The sequence below is a fragment of the Clostridium sp. genome (genome assembly GCF_018372875.1).
Taxonomy (GTDB): Bacteria; Bacillota; Clostridia; order Clostridiales; family Clostridiaceae; genus Clostridium.
Window position 1 is genome coordinate 1 of sequence record NZ_JAHAIF010000017.1, and the last position, 22,320, is coordinate 22,320.

Here is a 22,320-nt window from a genome sequence, read left to right on the forward strand (position 1 = left end):
CTCTTCCATTTCAGCTTCAAGTAACTGTTGAATTACATCCTTTAATAGCTTTTGCATAAGACCATTTTTACCTACGACATCATCCATTGTCTTACACTTTTTTATTTCTGCCTTGTAATCAATATTAGGTATTTCAATTTCTTTCATTTAGAATCCTCCTTAAATTTATAAGTATATTATTCCAAATCTACCACTTAATCATACAAAAAGGACTGTAGTAGATTTGTATTTACACAAATCTATCTACAGTCCCGAGAAGTTCATCATTTCCTTAGCCATATCAACATCTCTTACTCTTGATTCAGCTGCTGTTAAGTTTTCTGAAGTGTTGTTTAATTTAGCAGTTGTATATTCAAGTCTATTTTGGTATGCACCTAATTTAGATCTTTCAGATGAAACAGTATCAATAGCGTTTTGAATAGTTTCTATTGAAGATTCTGCTAACTTATTTGTATCTACTTTTATATTACTAACACCTAATGCACCCGCACTCATATCACCAATTGATAACTCCATGCTTTGATTTTTATTTGCACCTATTTGTAGAGATAATGTTCCATTTCCAACAACAGAAATATCAGCTTCTCCACCAGTTAATCCATCAGCAACTACAAATTCCAATCCTTTATAATCACCTTCTGTTATTTTAATAGTATTACCATTAGCAATAAATTCAGCACCTGTTATTTTAGCATCTTTACCAACCCCAGACAATGTATCGGTATTAGTTCCATCAGCAACTTTAACATCTAACTTAGAATAACTACCAGTCTCTGTTGAAGTAAATTTAAGTTTATTTGTATCTGCACTAACCGTAACATTCATTCCTAATTCTTTAAATTTATCATTCATTTGATCTATTGTCATATCTTTAGCAAAAGTAACACTTTGTCCATTTACACTTATTGTAGTATCTTTCGCTAATTTATCTGTTGCCAAATAATCTTCTGTTGAAGTAAGTTCTGCGCCAGTAGCTGAATTAATACCAGTAAGACTTAGTGATGCCCCATCATTAACTTTAGTATCTGATGTTCCTGCTGTTACGTTTATACTACTTGCATTTGCACCTGTAACATTAGTCTTAATACCAGCAGCACCATTTAATAACTTTTTAGTATTAAATTCTGTAGTTTCAGATATTCTATCAACTTCTTTAGTTAATTGATCAATTTCCTTTTGAATTTGTCCCCTATCTGCAGTATTGTTAGTATCATTTCCTGCTTGCACTGCTAATTCTCTCATTCTTTGAAGAATGTTGTGAGTTTCATTCAAAGCACCTTCTGCAGTTTGAATTAATGAAATACCATCTTGAGCATTTCTAGAAGCTTGATCTAAACCTCTAATTTGCCCTCTCATCTTTTCAGAAATAGCTAATCCTGCAGCATCATCACCAGCTCTGTTTATTCTTAAACCTGAGCTTAATTTTTCCATTGACTTCCCAGCTGAGTTAGTATTAGCTGTCATATTTCTGTGTGCGTTTAACGCATTCATGTTGTGATTAATAATCATAGTAAATTCCTCCCTGAATTTTAATTTTCGCCATCCTTGGCTTTTTATTTATAAAATACTCTTAAGAGTTTTTTATGCTTAAGCTTTATATTTATATATTCGGATTAAAAGTTATTAACTTTATACCTTTTTACAACTTTTTTACTTTTTTTCTTAATAGTACATTTTTATACTTTTGTATTAAAGAAATTCATTTTACCTATAGCATTACCATAGCTTTTATTAGCTTGCTTTTGTTTTTTTAATGTTATAATTTCTTCTTTCACCTTTTGCTTTTCATCATTTAAAACCTTATACGCTTCTTTCTCAAGATTTAATATATCTAATTCCTGGCAGATTTTTTTTAAATCACTTTTATCAAAGTCACAACCTTTAATATCCTCTAATAACTTTCCCCTATCCTCTATAAAAACTTCACCTGTCTCACCACTTTTTATAGCTTGTACAAGCATTTCTGTAGTCTTTTTATATTCCTCTAATATTATTCTTAAACTCATATATTAAGCCATTCCTAACTGTGATAATAAATAGGATTGTTGGGAATTTAATTGATTCATCATAGTTTCTAAAGTGGCATACTTAGAGTATAAAGCTTGTTCTTTTTTGCTAAAGGCCTTTTCCATATCTTCCATTTTTCTTTCATACTTTTCAATACTCTTAGTAAGCTCATTATTTGTTACAGTAGTAGTTCCTTCGTAACCAGCTTTTTTAAGCAACCTAGCAGATACTGTCATAGTTTCATCATACAATATACTCTTTAATCTTTGAGCTATTCCACTCTTACTATTTTTCTCTGCTGATGTTAAATTTTTAGAATCAGTTGGAGTTTCAGTAAATAATCTCATTACTTTATCTGTATCTTCTTCTAATGCTGCAGTTAATTTATCTTCATCTATTGTAAATGTTCCATTTTTAACCCCACCATAGTCCGATATAGGCTTAACCCCAATATCCTCCAAATTAATATCTATTCCATCTACCATTGTAGTCATAGCACTTTTTAAAGAATTTATTATTCTACTTAAATCAGAATCTCTACTTAATTGGCCTTTTTCAACTCTTTCATTCCAAAGTTTTATTTCACTTTCTGACATTTCTTTCTTTTGTTCATCTGTTAATGGACTATAGCTTCTATCTCTCTTCTCCATTGTAAGGGTATTTAGCTTTTCCATAAGTTTGTTATAATCATTAAAGAAATTAACTACCATTTCCTTTGTTTTAGTTACATCCTTTGTACCAGTAACTTTTATTCCATCAGCTGGTATTTTCCCATTAAACTTAAAAGTAACTCCATCTAGTGTTACAGTATTACTATCCCCCTTGTGAGTATAAACTCCACCTTTACTATCTTCTATTATAATATTAGCATCTTTTCCTTGAATAACAGGAATAAAGCCTGCTGCAGGTTTTTCAACTACTATTACATCTATACTTTGACCCTCTCCATTTGCTTTAGAAATTAAAGATAATTTCCCATCCTTTATTTCTGCTGAAACATTTAGTTTCCTTTCTTCTAATAAACTATTAAGAGCATCATTGTCTATTGAGCCATCTTCTTTTAATGGTAGTTCTATTTTAGATCCATTAATAAACAGAACCTTTCCTTCCACATCTGATAAGTTCATTGATTTAACTAAAGGTGTGGCATTTTTCCCATTTTCAAAAGTTCCTTTTACAAGAGAGCCACTCTCTAAAGTAATTTCTAAAGTTGGTAAATCAGTAAGCTCACCACTTTTAGCACTTACTAAAGTAACATTATTATCCTCATTTGCTTTAGCTCTAAAATCTATTTTTTCCTCTTCAAGCTTCTTATTTAACTCACTAATTAGTTCATCCTTAGTATATTCCTTTGAAGAATCTAGGTTTAAACTAATAACTTTATCACCAATCTTTATTTCTTTTGAGTCTTTTATATTTTCAATAGTTATTCCAGTAAACTTAGCTTCTGTTGCATTACTTCCCTTAACTTCTTCTATATTTACCGCTTGTATACTTCCACCTAGTGTAAAAGTTCCTTTCTCTCCCAATACTGTAGACTCAAAAACTAAACCTTTTTTATTTTCTCCATCTACACTTCCTGCAAAATCAGTATAGGATACTGAAACTTTTATACCTGCTTTTTGCAGTTCCTTATTTAGATTAGAAGCTCTTTCCCTATCTGTACTACCACTTAGAGTAAATTCTTTACCATCTACTACTATTTTATCTCCCTCACCTATTCCTTCAGTTAAAGTAGCTTTTGTAGCAGTAGCTGAACTCCCCTTTATTGTAAAGTTTTTGTTTGTAGCTTCACTATTGGCTGAAACCGACACAACATTACTATCAGAAGATTCAAATTTAATTGTGCTCCAATTTTTACTTAATATTATGCTATCACTTTTTGACACATCAAAATATTTATTATAAAATTCTCTGCTATCCTTTAATACATCTCTATATAACTTTTGCTTTATTTCTACTATTTCTTTTTGCTGTTGCTGCTGCTGAATTTTAATCCTATATGGCCTCATACTTTCCTTTATGACTTCATCCATATCTAAGCCAGTAGCTAACCCAGTTATTCTCATTTTATCACCTCATTCTCTTATTGCCCCGAAGCTTTTGTTTTCTCATACACTTCATACCACATATTTCTTATATCTTCTATAAAAGGCATAACCTCATCTATCTCTTTTAAATCCTTTTTCAAATTAGCTTGTCCTAACTTATAATTTATAAACTCATAAACCTTAAATATTTGTTTTGCCCATTCTCCAGCTCTTGTATCAAGACTTGCCATAAGTTCTACAAATATATCTTGAGTTCTTGTAAGACTTTCATGTGCTTTACCTATATTTTTCTCTTCAATAGCTGCTCTTCCTATTTTTGCATATTTAACAGCTCCATCTACTAGCATTAAAAGTAGTTGTTCCTTTGATGCATAATTAACACTATTGTTTTTATAAGCATTATATCCGTTGTTGTACATATTCCCCTCCTATTTAACACTATCAATTACATTACCAATAGGCACTTTTTCAATATAATTTTCATCTCTTTCTGCATTTATGGTAATTTTTTTGGTACTTTCCAATGTTCCTTCTACTGTTATATATTTTTTAGATCTATTTCTGTCATTTTTATCTTCAGTATCTAACTCTACAAAAGGTTTCTTAACTTTATTATCTATCTCAGGTCGAGTTTTGCCATTCACTTCTTTCTCTTTTACCTCTTTAGCAAGTTTTCTTCTAATATCAGTATCAATTTTATTCAATCTAAATTCCATGGTTTAGGCCTTCTTATCAAAAACCACACCTGATATTTCACAAAGCTTAGCTATCATGTCAAGAATTTTCTTTGGAGGTACTTCAACCAAAACTTCTTTAGTATCCTTATCTACAATTTTTATCATTATATCTCCAAACTTTTCATGAACATTATATTCTGCATAAGCATTATCATCCTTTAAGAAACCATTAAGCTTTTTTATTGCCTTATTTAAGTTTTCCTTAGTATATCTGTTCTCATCTTCAGAATTTGTGTTTAATTCTTTTTCTACATTATTAACTTCCGTGTTTGGTTTAATAACATTAAGGTTAGTTTGTCCTCCTTGACCTATAACCCTCATATCCATTTTACTTCACCCCTATTTTTTTAAGTTCTTAAGTAAATCTAGATTAACTTTTGCTGCCTCTATATTTTCTTTTTCTACTTCCTTGTATAATTCTTTTCTTAAAATAGACATTTCTCTTGGAGCTTGTATAGCAATTTTTACGCTTCCATCCTCAATTTTAGAAACTGAAATTTCTATATCATCTCCAATTAAAATTGACTCACCTTGTTTTCTTGTAACTACTAACATAAAATCACCCCTTAAATATAGGATGCTTTATTTTATATTTTTCATTCTCTGTAATTAACTGTTCTGCTAACCCAGTATGTACATTAATTAAAATTGGCGCCCTTAAATTTACAGTAATTTTCTTTGGATCTGAATTCAAAGTAACTGTTGAATATACTAGTACATCTTCTGGTGATGTTATACTTAAGTTCTTTATAACTTCATCAGTTATTTTTATTTCATATTCTTTTTCTATTTGAAATGGAGATATAATCACTAACCCAAGTTCTTCTTTTTCATTACATTGAAGCAACTTGAATTCTTCTCCACCCTCTATTTCTTTTATTTCATAATCGTTATATTCCTCTAATCCTGGCAAACCTTTTTTAAATGTAACTTTCATTATTTCACCTCAATTTTATAAATAATCTAACAGGGATGGCGGTAAAATCTTTGCGCTAACCTGTAATGAAGCAGTATAAACTGTTTGTGCCATACTAAACTCTATTGTTTTTTGTGTAAAATCTATATCTTCTGTTTGAGATAAAATATCTGTCATATTAAAATTTTCATCTTCATTCTTTTGTTGAGCTGATTCCATTCTGTTTTGTTTAGCTCCAACCTCTGACCTTGTTTTTAACAGGTTAGTTATAACATCATCTATTGCTGATAGGTTTTCATTTATAAGTTTATTTGAATCTAACTCATCACTTGATTTTAAATTACCAACTATATCTCCAAGTAAATTTAATACATTAACTTCCTCTCCTCTTTCGTTCTTAAAAGAAAGTAGCTCTTTAGCAGTAACGTTATATTCAATAGTAACTCCTTGAGAAACTTCAACATTCAGCTTACTTCCAAGCATATCTAATTGACTTTTCATATATACATCGTCACTGTTTAAATCTAACTTATTGCCCTCTTTGTCAATGAATATTATGTCTTTATTTCCTGTTATAGCATCTGTTACTATATCTACAGGCTTTGAAGAAGCTTTTGTACCTCCAAATATATATTTACCGTCAAAGTTTGTATTCATAATTTGAGCTAGTTCTTCTACTCTTTCATTCATTTCATCTGCTATAGCATTTCTTTCATCAGAACCATATGCCGCATTTCCTGATGATACTAATAATTCTCTAATTCTTTGCATTGTATTAGTTGCTTGATATAATGCTTGATCTGTAGAGTCTAACCAATTTATAGTATCCTTTATATTTTCATTGTATTGCTTATTTGTACTTATATCTGTATTAAGTTGCATACTTCTTGCTGTTTTATATGGATTATCTGATGGCCTACTTATTTCTTTACCAGTGCTAAGTTGGCGGTTTAATGTTTGCATATTAGTTAAGTTTTTATTCATATTCCTTAAATAATTGTTTGCAAGCATTCTATTAGTAACTCTCATATCTTCACTTCCTCATTAACTTAATATTTATTAATTAATCTTATCTTTTAAGTCCATTTATTACCACATCAAGTAATTCATCTATTGTTGAAATGATTTTTGCATTTGCATTATAAGCATGTTGATATTGAATTAAGTTGGCCATTTCCTCATCAATGGAAACTCCAGACACCTGTGCTCTACTATTTTCTAATTCGTAGAACAAGTCTTCTTTAGTTGACACCTGTCTAGAAGCTTCTTGAGCCTGTACACCTAACTTATCTATAATATCCTTAAAATAAGAATCTAGTTTCATACCACTAGTATCACTTTCAATAGTCATTCCATAATTAGATAATTTTAAATCTGCTCTAGATGTTATTGTTGAACCAAAATCTTGAACTCTAAGTAGACTATCCCTTAATTGTGCTATTGCAAGAGCTCTTGCCCCATCGCCTTCCCCATCTACATCATTACTTGAGGTATAATCATAATCATTATCATGAGTTTTTGTTTTTAACTTCATAACATCATATAAAATCTCTCTATTAATTGTTATATTCTTAGCAGAAATATGGCTTTCTTGAGTTAGAGTATTATCAAGATTTATCAATATATTATTACTGTTATATTCAGCCACACTCTTATTTACAAAGAAAGGCATATAATCTCTATCTGGATTGCCTCCTGTATATAATGGATCAGAAATTCCACTATGTATGGCATTTACTGAAAATGCTATTGCTTTAGCAAGCTTATCTAGTTCATCCATATATACTTGAACATCATCTTGAACAGTAATATTTCCAGCCACTTCACCATCTGATGGTTTAAATAACTGTAATTCTGATGCATTGATAATATCATTATTTTTTATTGGATATCCATCACCCTTTACTGCTTGTCCTTCTTGATTGGACCATATTATCCTACTAGAATTTAATTCTTTTACTTGTGCATCATTTAATCCTGATACCCTAATTGTCTGTGTACTATCTGGATTATTCATATCCCCTAACTTATGATATGTTATAACATGAATATTAGGATATGTAGGATCCTTTTCCACCTTTGATATATAGGATAATCTTAGTGAATCAGTATTAGGTGAAGCTGATACTAGGTTAGCAACTTTCATTCCATTAGTATCAGTTGGTCTTATATCGATTCCTTCAAATTCTTTTGTATCTACTGTAATATTAAACTTATAGCTTAATTCATCTAAAAGAGTATCTCTTTGATCCATTAAATCATTAGGCATTTGCCCTGAACTTTTCACACTCATTATTTGCTTATTTAAACCATCTATTTGACTTAATAAACTGTTTATATCAGTCACATTTGATTTTAGCGCAAGCTTAGCATTTTGTTGTAATTCTTCTAGCTTTGTATAAGTATGATTTAAAGCATCTGTTAAAGCTAAAGTTTGTTGAACAGTAACAGTTCTCGCGTTGGAACTATTAGGCTGCTTAGATAATTCTTGAAATGAATCAAAGAATTTCCCCATCAAAGTTGATATTCCTGTATCTGATGGTTCATTAAAAATATTTTCTACCTCATATAAAAAATTACTTCTTATATCACTTGAACCTAAACTACTATTTGCTCCTCTTAACTGATAATCAAGAAAACCATCTCTAACTCTCTCTATAGCTTGAACTTGTGAACCTGTTCCTACTTGCCCGTACCCAGCTGTTCCAGTCATAGGTCTTGAAGTAACTATTTTAGCTCTTTGTCTTGAATATCCAACTGTATTTGAATTAGAAATATTATGAGAAGTTACATCAATGGTAGCCTGCGATGTATTAATTCCTCTTTTAGCTATATTAAAAGTTCCAAACAATCCTGTCATGTAACTTCCTCCTATCTTGAAAGATTTCCATATGAATTATATGTCTTAATTTCTCTTCTTGGATTTATTATATTTAATATTTGATTATTAAAACTCATTTGCTGTCTTATCAGCAATTCATTAGTTTCTTTTTGTTGCTTTACAGCTAATATTATCCTGTTAATTTCTCTATATGAGTTATCAAGTTCCTCATCATTAGAAGTATTCACAATTTCTCTCATACTTCTTTGCCCAACTAGTTTTCTTCTCTCAACCTCTGCTTGAGCAACTTCTTTATTTACCAACTTTATTTCATCAACTAAAGCATCTAGCTCAAAAACTTCCTTTTTCATCACATGCTTATATTGTTTTTCTAGTAATGATAAAAGCTTCTTTAGAGCTTCTCCTTCATTTTTTATAACTATAGTTAACTCATTAATCATTTAAACCGTTCTCCTTAATTGTATCTAGAATACTTCTAGCAGTTAACTTAGCATCAACATTATAAGTCCCATTATTAATTTGATTTTTTAGTTCCTGAATTTTTTTAGAATTATCTACATTTACTCCTTCTAATGTATAGTTAGTCAAACACTTTCCTAACTTAGATATTTCTATTCTGTCAGAAACATTATTTACTTTCTTTGTTTGAGATACTCTATTTTTATTTTTTGAATAAAGATTAATAACATTATTAGAATTTATCCCATTAATATTCATAATACCTACCTCCCAAGTAGCTCCTATATATTTATTATCGAATATACGACGATATAATTTATAGTTTTATGTCAATTTTAGCATTTGTTTTTACAATTATTGGAACACAATAAAAGCTACATTGATTTTAATCAACATAGCTTTTATTGCATCATTATTTCTTTAATGAATTTATTCTTTCAGTGTTACTTACTATACTTGTTATTCTAACACCAAAGTTTTCATCTACCACAACTACTTCTCCTAAAGCAATTGTTTTTCCATTTACAAGTACCTCAACAGGTTCTTCTGCTAATTTATCCAATTCTATTAAGGAACCTGTAGAAAAGTTTAATATGTCTTTTATACTCTTTTTTGTTCTACCAAGAACCACAGAGATATCTAATGGAACATCTAGAATTAAATCAATATTTTTATTAGATACTCCAGAACTTTTACTTTCTACTAAAGGCTCAAAACTAGCTTTATGTACTTCCACCTGTGGTTGTGGAGTTTCAATTATTGTTTTTTCTGATACAGGCTGATTTACTTCATAAACCTCTTCATATGATTTATTATAACTTTCAACTGAAATCTCATTATTTACAGTACTATAATTTTGTTTAGAAGCATCGCTATTTTCATCTTCTTTACCTATCATTATAGATACAATTTTCTTTGCAGTCTCAACAGGAAGTATTTGCATTATATTACTATCAACTAAATTTCCTATTGTCATTCTAAAACTAACTCTTACAATTGCTTCTTCCTCTGGAATTTCACTAGAAAGCGGCTCTTCATTATTATTCCATATCTTAGATATGGGTGGTGATATGTTTACTTCTCTTGAAAACATAGTAGCCATTGATGTAGCTGCAGAACCTATCATTTGATTCATAGCTTCTTGTACAGCACTAATTTCTATTTCTGATAGTTCATGATTTTTAACAACTCCATCGCCGCCCATCATTAAATTAGCTATAACAGCAGCATCTTCAGTCTTAATAATAAGTATATTTCTTCCTATTATTCCACTTGTATATTCTACATCTAATACAACAGTTGGTGTTTCAAAGGTCTCTTTGATTTCCTTTAATGTTGTAATTGAAACAACTGGTGTTGTTATATTTACTTTTTGATTTATTATTTGATAAAGAGCTGTTGATGCAGATCCCATAGATATATTTCCTACTTCCCCCAAAAGATCCTTCTCTATATCACTTAACAAATTAACTGAGTTATCATTAGCCCATGCATTACTTGGAGAGTCATCACTTCCATTTAATAGTGAATCTATCTCTTCTTGAGATAAAAAACTGTTACTCATACTCATTCACATCCTTATCTATTATATCCAATACTGCAATCCCCAAATTCTTACCAATAATTCCTGGTCTTGCATAATAACACTCTTGATTTTCTACATATATCTTTATAGGACTAGTACATTTATTATCTAATCTTATTATATCTCCTCTAGATAAATTTAAGAAATCATCAATTGTTAAATGAGTACACCCTAATTCTGCTGACATTTCTATCTCTACCGTATTAAGTCCCTCTTCAATCTTTTCTCTTACCTCATCACCTGATGCATCTTTTTCATTTTGGAACCAATATTGAACAACTAATTTATCCAGTACCTTTTCAATACTTAGATATGGAATACATATATTAATAAATGTATTACTCTTACCCATTTCTACAGAAAAAGTAACTAAAGCAACTGGTTCATTTGGTGCTAATGTTTGATTTATAGCTGGATTTGTTTCTAAAGATTCAACTTCTGGTTCAACACTTAATATGTCTTCCCATGCAAGCTTCAAATTAGAAATCATTCCTGAAATAATTTGCATCATTATGTTTTTATCTATATCTGAAAATTCCTTACTAACCGTATTTCTTTCTCCCGTTCCCCCTAATAGTACATCTATTATTTTAAAAGAGAATTGTGGATTCGTTTCAAATAATATAGTTCCTGTTAGTGGTTGCATTCTAAACATAGTCATTATTGTTGGATTTGGTATTGAATGTATAAATTCCTCATAGGTTATCTGCTCTACAGTTTCTATTTTCACTTTAACGTTTTTTCTTAATTGTGCTGTTAAGAAATTAGATATTATTCTTGCATAATTATCATGAATTAACTCTAACGTTCTAATATGATCTTTTGAGAATTTTTGTGGACTCCTAAAATCATATATTTTTACCTTATGTTTTTCTTCTTCTTTTTGAAGCTCATCCGGTTCTAACGATCCTGTAGATAAGGCAGACAACAAGGCATCTATTTCGCTTTGTGATAAAACATCTGCCATACTTGTCCCTCTTTTCTATATATTTAATAGTTTGTCTATATCAATTATAGTAAGAAGTTTTTCATCATGTTTATAAATGCCCTTTATATATTGATATTCAACTTCTGTTTCTAGTCTCTGGATAGAAGTTTCTTCTATATCTAAAACCTCTTCTACCTCATCTACGCAAATTCCTATTTCCTCTTCTCCAACATTAAGAATTATTATGTTTTCTTGATTATCAGATGTATCTACATTTAAAAGTAGATTAATATCAACCAATGATTTTATACTCCCCCTCAAGTTAATTAACCCTTTAATATAATTAGGCGCTTTAGGTACTAGAGTTATACTCATCATATCATTTATTCCTTGAACCTTTTCTGTTGCAACAGCAAAATGTTCATCACCTAACTTAAATACTACTATTTGCATTTGTACCCCTCCTATAATTAGGATAATTAGCCTATTACTTTTTTAATTGCTTCAAGTACTCTATCTGCTTGGAAAGGCTTAACTATAAAATCTTTTGCTCCTGATTTTATAGCATCCATTACCATTGATTGTTGTCCCATAGCTGAACACATTATAATCTTTGCATTAGGATCAAATGCTCTTATTTGCTTAACTGCTTCAATACCATCCATATCTGGCATTGTTATATCCATAGTAACAACGTCTGGCTTCTCCTTTTTATATAAGTCTACTGCAACTAGCCCATTGCTAGCTTCTCCAACAACATCATATCCATTTTTCTCTAAAATGTCCTTTATCATCATTCTCATAAAAGCTGCATCATCAACTATTAATACTTTATTTGCCATATCTTTAACCTCCAAATTAATATACTCCAATTGATTTTAATATCTTTTCAAACGAACCAGGAACAGGTATGTAATAAAAATGTGCTCCTATATTACTATTTAATTCATCTGAAAATACTGTTTCTATATCTAATATATTTTCGTCATACTGACCAGACTCCACGAAAGTTGTTGCTAAAATTGCACCCAACATATCATGAGCTACAGCTGGTACTGATGGTATAACACATAATCCAGTGAATTGCGTTATTGCATTCATATATGATCCAGAAAGAATGTTTCCTATTTCACATAGGGCTGAATCACCTAATTCTGATATCTCATTTTCTTTAACTCCAGTTAACATTTCCACAATATCGTGAGCTACACTTTCTTTAAAAATAATTAATATATTTCCTTGAATATCTCCAAGTACTCTAACTACAATTCCACAGAACAAAGATTCTGCTTCATCATTGTACATTTCACTCAACTTTATCATATTAACTGAAGGTACAGTCATGTCAATCTTTTTTCCAAGCATCATTGATAATGCAGTTGCTGCATTTCCTGCTCCTATATTAGTAACTTCTTTTAATGCATCAAGCTGTATATTGCTTAAATTCACATGATCCATTACGTACCTCCTAATATATTTTTTATATCAAGGCTCCTACATCAAGAATTAATGTAACTAATCCATTACCTAATATAGTTGCACCTATATACTCTTTTAAAGAACTTAATGTTTTACCTAATGGCTTAATTACTATCTCTTGTTGTCCCATTAATGAATCAACAAGAAGTCCAATAGTCTTTTCACCAACCTTAACAATAATTACAAACTTCTTCTCTGTATCTACAGATTCTATACTTAATCTTTCATTTAGTCTAACCAATGGTATTACATTATCTCTATATATTATTACTTCTTTACCATTGCTCTTTTTAATATTATCCTTCTTATAATCAATAACTCTATCTATAAATCCTAGAGAAATTGCTAAAGTTTCATCACCAACAGTAACTAGTAATGCTTGTATTATTTGTAATGTAAGTGGCAACCTAATTACAAATGTTGATCCCTTACCTTCTTCACTAATTAAATCTACAGTACCTCCAAGAGCTGAAACTTTTGCCCTAACAACATCCATTCCTACTCCTCTACCAGATATATCTGTAACAACTTCATTAGTGCTAAATCCTTGTGCAAAGATTAAATTTTTAATATCATCATCACTTAAGCCTTCTGTATTAATACCAACTCTTTCAGCTTTTACTTTTTCAACATTTATTCCTGCACCATCATCTATTACTTTTATTAAAGCTTTTGTTCCTTCTTGATATGCAACAAGCTTAATTGTACCTACTGCAGGTTTTCCTTTAGCTATTCTTTCTTCTTTAGTTTCAATTCCATGATCTGCTGCATTTCTTAATAAGTGTATTAATGGCTCACCAATTTCATCTATAACAGTTCTATCTAGTTCTGTTTCAGCACCTTCAATAACAAAATTAATTTCCTTATTTAATTCCACTGATATATCTCTAATCATTCTTGGGAATCTATTAAATACAGTATCTAAAGGAAGCATTCTAATTTTCATAACTAAATCTTGAAGGTCTGTAGTTGTTCTTCCCACTTGCTCCAAAGTTTCTGTTAGGTCAGATGATTTATGGTCTACTACTATTTGCTCAAGTCTTGTCCTATATATAACTAATTCAGAAACCATATTCATAAGTTTATCTATTCTTTCTAGATCAACTCTTACTGATTGATGTGATTTCTTGCGCCCTTCTTTTTTTATATTTTTTTTCTTCTCTTGAGAAACCTCTTTGGAATCCAGTTTAATCTCTTGGGGCTTAACTGCACTCTCTTCTATCTTTTGGAACTCTATTAATTTAGTCTTAACCATTCTAACTTCAGAAATATTTTCAACTAACTTCTTAACTTCATCTTCTGAGCTTGTAGTAATTAAAACGAAATCTAATTGAAGTTCAAAATCCTCATTCTCTATATCTTCTGTAGATGGTTTAGATTTAATTATCTCACCAATCTCCTCTAAATCCTTTACAATTAAAAAAGCTCTAGCAGATTTTAATAAGGTATTTTCACTTAATGTTATACTCAACTCTATAGCATTAAAATCTTTTTCTTGGGCTTGTTTTATTATTGACACATCATAATCATTTAGTTCCATACTACAATTATCTTTTTCTAATGTAACTAAAGTTTCTACCTCTTTGTTTTCAGCTACATCTTTTACCTTCGAAATATTATGTAAAGATTTTATTATTGCATCTATATCTATATTAGAATCTGTGCCATCTTCAATATTACTTACCATTCTTTCTAATGTATCTAGACAATCAAATAATACTGTAATAACTTCTTGAGTAACATTTAACTGACCATCTCTGAATTTTGATAAAACATCTTCCATCTTATGAGTTAATTCAGCTATATCATTAAACCCCATTGTTGCAGCCATTCCCTTAATTGTATGGGCCACTCTAAATATTTCATTAATCTTATCAACATCATTAGGATTCTTTTCTAATTCTAATAATGATTCATTTAATGTTTGAAGATTATCCATGGATTCTTCTAAGAACATATTCATATATTGTGATGTATCCATTCATATCCCCCCCCTATAGCTTTTTATAAATAAATGTAGACACTCGTTCTAGACCAATTTTATTATAGTCATATATACTCTCTGTGCCTCCTACAAATAAGAAACCACCCTTATTTAAGGCATCAGATAAATTACTATACACTTCCATCTTAGCATCTCTTTTAAAGTAAATAACTACATTTCTACATACAATTAAATCAAACCCACCCTCATACTTCTCTGTTATTAAATCATGCTTTCTAAAAGTAACCATTGATTTTATTTTTTTACATACACAATAATTATCGTCTATTTTTTCAAAATATTTATCTAAATCTTCTTTTTTTACATTTTTAATTTCATCAAATGTATAAATTCCTTTTCTTGCCTTAGCTAATGCATTCCTATCTATATCTGTAGCAATTATTTTCACATTATTTTTAACGGATAACTTGTCTAACATTATTGCTAAGCTATAGGGTTCACAACCGATGGAGCAAGCAGCACTCCATATTTTTAAGCTTTCATTTTTATGTATTAATGACTTTTTTATTATCTGTTCTAACTCCTTAAAAAGCTCAGGATTTCTAAAAAACTCAGTTACATTTATCGTTATAAAATCGAAAAACCTCTCTCTTTGCTCTTTATCACTAACTATTACTTTTTTATATTCATCTAAGCTTGAAATATCCATTCTTCCCATAAGACTAGATATTCTTCTATTTAACTGCTCTGACTTATAAGCAGATAAATTCATCCCATACTCTCTATGAACCCACTTATGAAAATCATTGAATTCCATAATACTTTTTATCTCCCTCTCTAAGTTCATCTTTAGTTCTAATTAACTAAAGCTTTCATAAAATATATGTATTTTATATAGTTAATACTCCTTTTCCTATAATTCTAATTGTAACCTCTCCATTATTAGAATCAATTATCATTGTTCTCCCTTTGTTACCTCCAGTTTCCTCAGCTAATATAGGAATTTTATGTAATTTTAATGACTGTTTTACTGCTTCTGTATTCCTTTTACCAATATCACTAATCATTGTTTTATCACTAAAATTAAACATAGATGCCCCACCTGCAATTTTAGCAACTATATTTTTTCTTTTGCATCCTTTTGATACCATTTTTTCTATCAATATTGGTATGGCTAAATCTGCAAATTTTAAAGGTTGCGTTACCTTTCTAAATTGGGTACTATCAGGCAACATTATATGTGCTAATCCTGTTACCTTAGATTCTGACTCATAGAGTCCTATTCCCACACAAGACCCTAACCCTATAGTTATAATTTTCTGAGGAGGAAGAACTACATTCAAATCTGATATTCCAACTTTAACTTCAGTATATTCCATAAATCCCCCTAAAATATTTGATCACTATCTTCTTTTGATAAAATCCTTTCCATATCTAAAAGAATTATTATTTTCCCATCAATCTTGACTAACCCTTTTATATAATTATTGTTTTCCGATAAAGTTATAGATGGCACTTTTTCTACCATTTCATTACTAACATTGGAAACCTCATATACATTATTTACAATCACACCAAATTTTCTATTCTCTCTTTTTACCACAATAATTTTAAAGTCTTTAAAATCATTATTGCAACAATCCAAATTAAACTTTTTGCATAAATTTATAATAGGTATAACATGTCCCTCATAATTTATTACCCCTTCAACAAAGTTTGGTGAATCTGGAATATGTACGGTTTCAGTATATTCTAATATTCTTTCTATTTCACTAATATTAGTAGAATAAAGTTCTTCTCCTAGCCTAAATATTAGTATTTTACTTTCTATATTATCCATATACGCCTCCTAAAATACAAACTTTTCTACAACTATTTCCCCATCTTTATCTAGATAGGCTTTTATGTTTTTTGAATGAGCTTCTAATATATATTGTCTTTCTTCAAAACAGAAAACTGTATTTTGATAAGCTACAATATTTACTGGTATTATTGTTTCCAATTCATTAACTTCAACTTCTTTTTCTATAGCTCTAATAAAATCGTATAGCTCATTGACAAACTTAATTTTTAAAGGCCCTAATCCAATAAGTTTTTCCTTAATAAAGTCATATATATATATTTAGAGGCATTTCCAAAGCTACTTGATATACTCATTATTAGAATAGAAACTCTAATAACAGAATTAAATTTAGTTTCAATTAATAATTTAATAATTTCTCCATCTTCTTTTTCCGTACCTATAATACTACTTTCTTTTATTTGTTTAACTGAAGAAATTAACAGTTCTAAGTCCCTCTTTAAACTTCTCAAGTTATCTATATATAACTGCCTATCTAAATCTTTAGTTCCTGCAGTTACATTGGAACTAATTACACTTCCATATATTCTTAATTTTCAATAGAGTTTTCATCTCTACTACTTTTGTAATAACACTTTCATTAATACCATAAACTATTTGCCTTAAAGACAACACTTCTAATATATCTTCTTTAGTGTATTTAGGAGGAAACTCTCCATCCTCAAATTCCTTTTTCATTTTAATTCTACTTGCAACATTTTCATACTTTAAAACATGCCTATATTCTGGAGTATATAAAATAAATATTTTAGCTTGTACTTTATCTGATGTGTCCATTTTTATTTCTCTTTTTGCTTTTACTTCTATAATTATTTTGTTATCCACTATATCTATTAAATTACTATTCTTACTTTTCTCTATAACTTTTATTTCACAATGTTTCCTAAATATACTTTTCTCTTCTTTTATTATCTTATATACAAGTTTATTCCTTGGGATAGATGATTGTCTTTCTGCTTCACATAAACATTCTTCTAGGTTTTTCCCCATAAAGTTACAACTAATATACATCATCTCCCATTTTACCCTTTTATTAAGTATATCATATAAGAATACTTTGTAAAATATATGAAAATTATTTAGTTTATCGTATTTCTACAAATTAATTCATCGAATAAACTCATTAATTTTCTTAATAAATAATTTTCAACATCAAACTCTAACTCATTTACCTTTCTTATTGGTAAAATATTAGGTGATGTTCCCGAAATAAACAACACATCAAACTTTTCTAAGTCAGTATATCTTATATTTTCCTCTATAATATTAATGTTATTTTCTTTTGCCACCTTAATTATTTCTGTTCTAGTAACTCCAGGTAAAACAGCTTCAACCTTAGATGTATAAACATTAGAATCTTTTATAAGAAAAATATTTGACCTACTACCTTCTGTTATACATCCATTTCTATCAACAAGAATGGCTTCATGAGCATCATTTTTCTTTATTTCTTTATTTACCTTTTCCCTAAAACTATTATTAATAACCTTTGCATTTGGATTTTCTCTTTCTCCAAAATACAGTATCGTTTTTACCCCCTCTTTATACATTTCGTCTGTAGGATAAGAATGCTTTATAAAAAATATTTTAAATTCATTAGAATCAGTATTAAAAATTATTTTTATGTTTCCTAAAGTATTACCATTTGATATTACTAGGTCATTTATATAATTCAACAATTCATCATATGTAATATCATTTTTATAGTTATTTAATTTAAATGAGTTTATCATTCTGTCATAATGTTCTTTATAAAATAGTGGTTTCCCATTAATTATTCTAATAACTTCATATATTAGTTTTCCTTTCTCCTCTTCTCTCCATTCTTCTACCTTTCTTAATTGGCCGTTATCAATATAATATTCATTAATAGCTTCAACCATTTTTTATTCCTCCTTTTAAATCCATTTTAATATTTCTATCTCATGCTTTTTCTTATAATTAATTAAATAAGGTTTACCAACCAAATCTAAAAGTGGTTTGTCTGATAAAGAATCTGAAAACATATATGATTCTTTAAAATCCACTTCAATATTTTCTTTTGATAACACTTCCTTTAACCTTCTTACTTTTTCTTCACCTTTGCAATTGCAGCCTAACATCTTTCTAATAAATTTTCCTTCTTTAAATTCAAACCTAGTTCCAATAACTTTATCTACAACATCAATGTTATAAAACTCATTTATGTAAAATTCAGGGGATGCAGATATTAAATAAATATCATATCCTTCCTTTTTTAATTTATACATCATATCTACTGCATCTTTATATAATATTTTACTTAGCCTATTCTTATAAAATCTTTTCACTAAATCTTGTAATTTTTCTTCTTCAATATTATCAATAAACTTTAAAAAACACTCCTTAACCCTTTTCTCATCATATATACCAACACCATACATTAAGCCACTATATAAAGCTCTTGGTAAAAACCTAATATTTTTTATATCTTCTTCTAAAGAATATTTATAAAATTCCATTAATGTTTCTTTCTTTGTAATAGTATAATCAATATCAAATATAGCTAACTTTTTCATTTTATTCCTCCATATATCTTTGTGTTTATTATATAATATCTATTCAAAAAAATAAAAGGCGGCATAGCCACCTCTTTACTTTAATTTATTTAAGAAACTTTCAATTCTGTCTAAACCTTTTAATATTAATTCTTCTGAAGTCGCATAAGACAACCTAATATACTTGTCTAACCCAAAAGCAGATCCTGGTATAACAGCAACCTTTTCATGTTCTAAAAGTTCTCTTGAAAAATCTACTGAGTTATTAATGACATTCTCATTTATACTCTTTCCTAAATAATTTTTCAAATTAATCATTACATAAAATGCACCTTCTGGTCTAATTACGCTTAATCCAGTAATGTTTTTAATTCTATCTATCATTAAGTTTCTTCTCTCTTCAAACTTCTTAACCATTTTTTCAATTTCATCTTTTGGACCATTTAGAGCTTCAACTCCTGCATATTGAGCTATTGAATTAGTATTAGAAGTAATGTGGCTTTGAACACTAGTCATTAACTTAATCACTTCTGCATTTCCTGCTGCATATCCTAATCTCCATCCAGTCATTGCATAAGATTTAGAAAAACCATTTATTACTATTGTTCTATTATAAGCATCTTCAGAAAGAGAAGCTACACTTACATGTTTTTTACCATCATATATTAACTTCTCATATATTTCATCAGATATAATTATTAAATCATGTTTTTGGGCAAACTCAGCTATCTCTTTTAGCTCTTCTATAGAATAAACAGTTCCTGTTGGATTGTTAGGACTATTTATAATAATTGCCTTGGTATTATCGTTAACTACTTTATTTAAAGATTCTAAAGTATATTTATAATCATTTTCCTCTTTGCCTTCAACAAAAACAGGTACCCCGTCAGCAAGTTTTATTAATTCGGGATAACTTACCCAATATGGAATTGGTACTATAACCTCATCTCCTGGATTTAAGATGGCCATAAAAGCATCTGCCAAACATTGTTTTGCTCCTGTAGAAACAATTATCTCATTAGAATTATAGGACAAATTATTATCCTCTTTAAGTTTTTTACATATTGCCTCTCTTAACTCTATTATTCCAGAAGTAGGGGTATACTTTGTTTTCCCTTCTTCCATAGATTTTATAGCTGCATCCATTATATTTTTAGGTGTGTTAAAATCAGGTTCTCCTGCCCCAAAACTTACAACATCAACTCCCGCCTCCTTAAGCTCTTTAGCTTTGGCAGTAATTGCAAGGGTTATTGATGGAGTTATGTTCATAGCCTTTTTTGAATAATTCATTTTATCTCCTCCATTTATTGCTTTTGCTTATAATTAATTTATCTAAAAGTAGTTCATTTATCCCCTGTGTGCCTAATAAAATAGGTTTATTACAAGATCCATGAAAATCACTACCACCTGTTATCAACAATTTATATTTCTTACTTAAATTATAGAAACTATTTATTTGTTCTTTGCTATGACTTGGATGATATACCTCTATTCCATTTAAACCATAGCATTTTAACTCTCTTACTACATTCTCTATTTCCATACTTCTATATATCTTACCAGGATGAGCTAGCACTGATACTCCTCCAGCTTCATTAATAACCTGCATTGTTTCTTTATAGGAAAGTTTTTCACCTTTCACATAGGCAGATTTCCCTTTTATTAAATATTTAGAAAATGCTTCTTTATAATTTTCAGCATAGCCTTTGTCTACAATTGCTTTTGCAATATTCCCCCTACCTATAGATGAATCTTTATCAACTGCTATTTCATCTATATCAATATATACTTTGTTTTCTTTTAACTTTTCTAAGATTTTGTATGTTCTCTCTACCCTTGATCTTCTTAATCCACTTACAACTTCATTTAACCTTCTATTATTTATATCAATAAAATACCCTAGAATATGTATCTCTAAATCATTATATTCCGTACTAAATTCAATTCCAGGTATAATATTCACACCAGTATTATTTTTATTAATAATATACTGAGCAGAAATAGAGTCGTGATCAGTTATTGATATATATTTAATCCCTTGATTTTTAGCTAACTCTACTATTTCCTCTGGTGTTAATACTCCATCAGAGTAGGAAGAATGAATATGTAAATCTGCATATTTCATATTGTACACCTTCCTTCCTATCTATAAAAAATATAGCATTAATGAACTACCTTGTAAATCATTTATTATAATTTTCCATTTAGTTTTCTATTGTCTCAATAGTTCTTTTTTAATACTTTTATAGTTTTTAACATATGAATATAAAATATTTTAATACCTTATACTTTTATAAATAAAAAATGTGGAGTAAATATTTATTTTGCTTGTTCCGTCGCAAACTCCAAGTCACAGAAAAATAAATATCTATTCCCTTCGTACTAAAGGTAAGGAAATTATAAAATTATTATCCTTGATTTTATATTTTTTAACATGAAAGTGTAATAATACCTTAGATTTATAGCTGATTAAAATTTTATAATGTCCTAGACATTAAAAAAAGAGTGGTTTTACCACTCTCTTTCTACTTTTCTACTAATTCATCATTGTAATAAGTAGCAACTCTGTCGAACTCTTCTTCTTCAGGTACTACTAACTCTTCTCCATCAGCTCTGAATAAGTATACAGAGTCATCTTCTGGGCTTTGAGCTAAAACATATTCCTTATCTTCAAATTCAAAAGCATCTATAATAGGACAAGATATTACGTTTCCGTTATCATCTTCTAAATCAATTACAAAGCTTTCATGCTCTTCACATCCACAACCATGTTCATCATGATCGTGTCCACACCCACATCCTTCATGGCCGTGGTCATGTCCGCATCCACATTTATTTAATTCATCACTCATTTTCAAATCCTCCTTTTAAATAAGTAGTTGTTTTAATTTTACCCTTATTTCTTATAAATTAAAAGCTAAATTTTAAAATAAATAGAATTTTATTTTATGTAATTAAAAACATTAGCAAATAAACTAAATATTATTGAATAAA

General features: G+C 29.2%; 29 protein-coding genes and 1 pseudogene. All 30 read right to left on the reverse strand.

Going from position 1 to position 22,320, the window contains the following annotated elements:
• Positions 1–147, reverse strand: a pseudogene (locus tag KIB46_RS07340) (IS256 family transposase); the annotation flags it as partial.
• Between the two features lie 96 nt (positions 148–243).
• A complete protein-coding gene (locus KIB46_RS07345) occupies positions 244–1,509 on the reverse strand; it encodes a flagellin (RefSeq protein WP_291671306.1) in 1,266 nt (421 codons plus the stop codon).
• Positions 1,510–1,676: 167 nt separating this feature from the next.
• Positions 1,677–2,006, reverse strand: coding sequence for a hypothetical protein (locus tag KIB46_RS07350; protein ID WP_291671307.1), 330 nt, complete (start codon positions 2,004–2,006; stop codon positions 1,677–1,679).
• A 3-nt stretch (positions 2,007–2,009) separates the two neighbouring features.
• A complete protein-coding gene (gene fliD, locus KIB46_RS07355) occupies positions 2,010–4,076 on the reverse strand; it encodes a flagellar filament capping protein FliD (protein WP_291671308.1) in 2,067 nt (688 codons plus the stop codon).
• Between the two features lie 17 nt (positions 4,077–4,093).
• A complete protein-coding gene (gene fliS, locus KIB46_RS07360; protein WP_156563343.1) occupies positions 4,094–4,477 on the reverse strand; it encodes a flagellar export chaperone FliS in 384 nt (127 codons plus the stop codon).
• Positions 4,478–4,486: 9 nt separating this feature from the next.
• Entirely contained in the window at positions 4,487–4,774 is a 288-nt protein-coding gene (locus KIB46_RS07365) for a hypothetical protein (protein ID WP_291671309.1), read from the reverse strand.
• Positions 4,775–4,777: 3 nt separating this feature from the next.
• Positions 4,778–5,122 carry a flagellar protein FlaG gene (locus KIB46_RS07370; RefSeq protein ID WP_156563345.1) on the reverse strand — a complete coding sequence of 115 codons (345 nt, stop codon included), beginning with the start codon at positions 5,120–5,122 and terminating at the stop codon, positions 4,778–4,780.
• A gap of 12 nt (positions 5,123–5,134) precedes the next feature.
• Complete coding sequence (csrA, locus tag KIB46_RS07375; RefSeq protein ID WP_156563346.1) at positions 5,135–5,350, reverse strand: carbon storage regulator CsrA; 216 nt, start codon at positions 5,348–5,350, stop codon at positions 5,135–5,137.
• Positions 5,351–5,354: 4 nt separating this feature from the next.
• Entirely contained in the window at positions 5,355–5,732 is a 378-nt protein-coding gene (gene fliW / locus KIB46_RS07380) for a flagellar assembly protein FliW (RefSeq protein ID WP_291671310.1), read from the reverse strand.
• A 15-nt stretch (positions 5,733–5,747) separates the two neighbouring features.
• The gene (flgL, locus tag KIB46_RS07385; RefSeq protein WP_291671311.1) at positions 5,748–6,740 is read right to left on the reverse strand and encodes a flagellar hook-associated protein FlgL; all 993 of its coding nucleotides are present in this window, start codon (positions 6,738–6,740) and stop codon (positions 5,748–5,750) included.
• 40 nt (positions 6,741–6,780) lie between these two features.
• Positions 6,781–8,571: a flagellar hook-associated protein FlgK gene (gene flgK, locus KIB46_RS07390; RefSeq protein ID WP_291671312.1), complete on the reverse strand. Its 1,791-nt coding sequence runs from the start codon at positions 8,569–8,571 to the stop codon at positions 6,781–6,783.
• Between the two features lie 11 nt (positions 8,572–8,582).
• Positions 8,583–8,993, reverse strand: coding sequence for a flagellar export chaperone FlgN (gene flgN / locus KIB46_RS07395; protein ID WP_291671313.1), 411 nt, complete (start codon positions 8,991–8,993; stop codon positions 8,583–8,585).
• Positions 8,986–9,270 carry a flagellar biosynthesis anti-sigma factor FlgM gene (gene flgM / locus KIB46_RS07400; RefSeq protein ID WP_291671314.1) on the reverse strand — a complete coding sequence of 95 codons (285 nt, stop codon included), beginning with the start codon at positions 9,268–9,270 and terminating at the stop codon, positions 8,986–8,988. The genes flgN and flgM overlap by 8 nt, the downstream gene beginning before the upstream one ends.
• 154 nt (positions 9,271–9,424) lie before the next feature.
• A complete protein-coding gene (gene fliY, locus KIB46_RS07405; protein ID WP_291671315.1) occupies positions 9,425–10,576 on the reverse strand; it encodes a flagellar motor switch phosphatase FliY in 1,152 nt (383 codons plus the stop codon).
• The gene (fliM, locus tag KIB46_RS07410; RefSeq protein WP_156563353.1) at positions 10,569–11,564 is read right to left on the reverse strand and encodes a flagellar motor switch protein FliM; all 996 of its coding nucleotides are present in this window, start codon (positions 11,562–11,564) and stop codon (positions 10,569–10,571) included. The genes fliY and fliM overlap by 8 nt, the downstream gene beginning before the upstream one ends.
• A 15-nt stretch (positions 11,565–11,579) precedes the next feature.
• The gene (locus KIB46_RS07415) at positions 11,580–11,978 is read right to left on the reverse strand and encodes a chemotaxis protein CheW (protein WP_156563354.1); all 399 of its coding nucleotides are present in this window, start codon (positions 11,976–11,978) and stop codon (positions 11,580–11,582) included.
• Between the two features lie 26 nt (positions 11,979–12,004).
• Positions 12,005–12,367: a response regulator gene (locus KIB46_RS07420; RefSeq protein WP_156563355.1), complete on the reverse strand. Its 363-nt coding sequence runs from the start codon at positions 12,365–12,367 to the stop codon at positions 12,005–12,007.
• Between the two features lie 16 nt (positions 12,368–12,383).
• Complete coding sequence (locus KIB46_RS07425) at positions 12,384–12,983, reverse strand: chemotaxis protein CheC (RefSeq protein ID WP_291671316.1); 600 nt, start codon at positions 12,981–12,983, stop codon at positions 12,384–12,386.
• A gap of 22 nt (positions 12,984–13,005) precedes the next feature.
• Positions 13,006–14,985 (reverse strand): chemotaxis protein CheA, encoded by a 1,980-nt coding sequence (locus KIB46_RS07430; protein WP_291671317.1) that lies wholly within the window; start codon positions 14,983–14,985, stop codon positions 13,006–13,008.
• Between the two features lie 13 nt (positions 14,986–14,998).
• On the reverse strand, positions 14,999–15,766 hold the full coding sequence (locus tag KIB46_RS07435) for a protein-glutamate O-methyltransferase CheR (RefSeq protein ID WP_291671318.1): 768 nt from the start codon (positions 15,764–15,766) through the stop codon (positions 14,999–15,001).
• Between the two features lie 73 nt (positions 15,767–15,839).
• Positions 15,840–16,328 carry a chemotaxis protein CheD gene (locus KIB46_RS07440; protein ID WP_156563359.1) on the reverse strand — a complete coding sequence of 163 codons (489 nt, stop codon included), beginning with the start codon at positions 16,326–16,328 and terminating at the stop codon, positions 15,840–15,842.
• Positions 16,329–16,336: 8 nt separating this feature from the next.
• Entirely contained in the window at positions 16,337–16,789 is a 453-nt protein-coding gene (locus tag KIB46_RS07445) for a chemotaxis protein CheW (RefSeq protein WP_291671319.1), read from the reverse strand.
• 9 nt (positions 16,790–16,798) lie between these two features.
• A complete protein-coding gene (locus KIB46_RS07450) occupies positions 16,799–16,951 on the reverse strand; it encodes a hypothetical protein (protein WP_291671320.1) in 153 nt (50 codons plus the stop codon).
• 77 nt (positions 16,952–17,028) lie between these two features.
• Positions 17,029–17,262: a hypothetical protein gene (locus tag KIB46_RS07455; RefSeq protein WP_291671321.1), complete on the reverse strand. Its 234-nt coding sequence runs from the start codon at positions 17,260–17,262 to the stop codon at positions 17,029–17,031.
• Positions 17,263–17,317: 55 nt separating this feature from the next.
• Entirely contained in the window at positions 17,318–17,824 is a 507-nt protein-coding gene (locus KIB46_RS07460) for a hypothetical protein (RefSeq protein ID WP_291671322.1), read from the reverse strand.
• A 65-nt stretch (positions 17,825–17,889) separates the two neighbouring features.
• Complete coding sequence (locus KIB46_RS07465; protein WP_291671323.1) at positions 17,890–18,693, reverse strand: aminotransferase class IV; 804 nt, start codon at positions 18,691–18,693, stop codon at positions 17,890–17,892.
• Between the two features lie 15 nt (positions 18,694–18,708).
• A complete protein-coding gene (locus KIB46_RS07470) occupies positions 18,709–19,347 on the reverse strand; it encodes an HAD-IB family hydrolase (RefSeq protein ID WP_156563364.1) in 639 nt (212 codons plus the stop codon).
• A gap of 75 nt (positions 19,348–19,422) precedes the next feature.
• The gene (locus KIB46_RS07475; RefSeq protein WP_291671324.1) at positions 19,423–20,616 is read right to left on the reverse strand and encodes a pyridoxal phosphate-dependent aminotransferase; all 1,194 of its coding nucleotides are present in this window, start codon (positions 20,614–20,616) and stop codon (positions 19,423–19,425) included.
• A 1-nt stretch (position 20,617) separates the two neighbouring features.
• A complete protein-coding gene (locus KIB46_RS07480; protein ID WP_156562164.1) occupies positions 20,618–21,451 on the reverse strand; it encodes a PHP domain-containing protein in 834 nt (277 codons plus the stop codon).
• A 400-nt stretch (positions 21,452–21,851) separates the two neighbouring features.
• Entirely contained in the window at positions 21,852–22,178 is a 327-nt protein-coding gene (locus KIB46_RS07485; RefSeq protein WP_156562166.1) for a DUF1292 domain-containing protein, read from the reverse strand.
• Positions 22,179–22,320 lie beyond the last annotated feature (142 nt).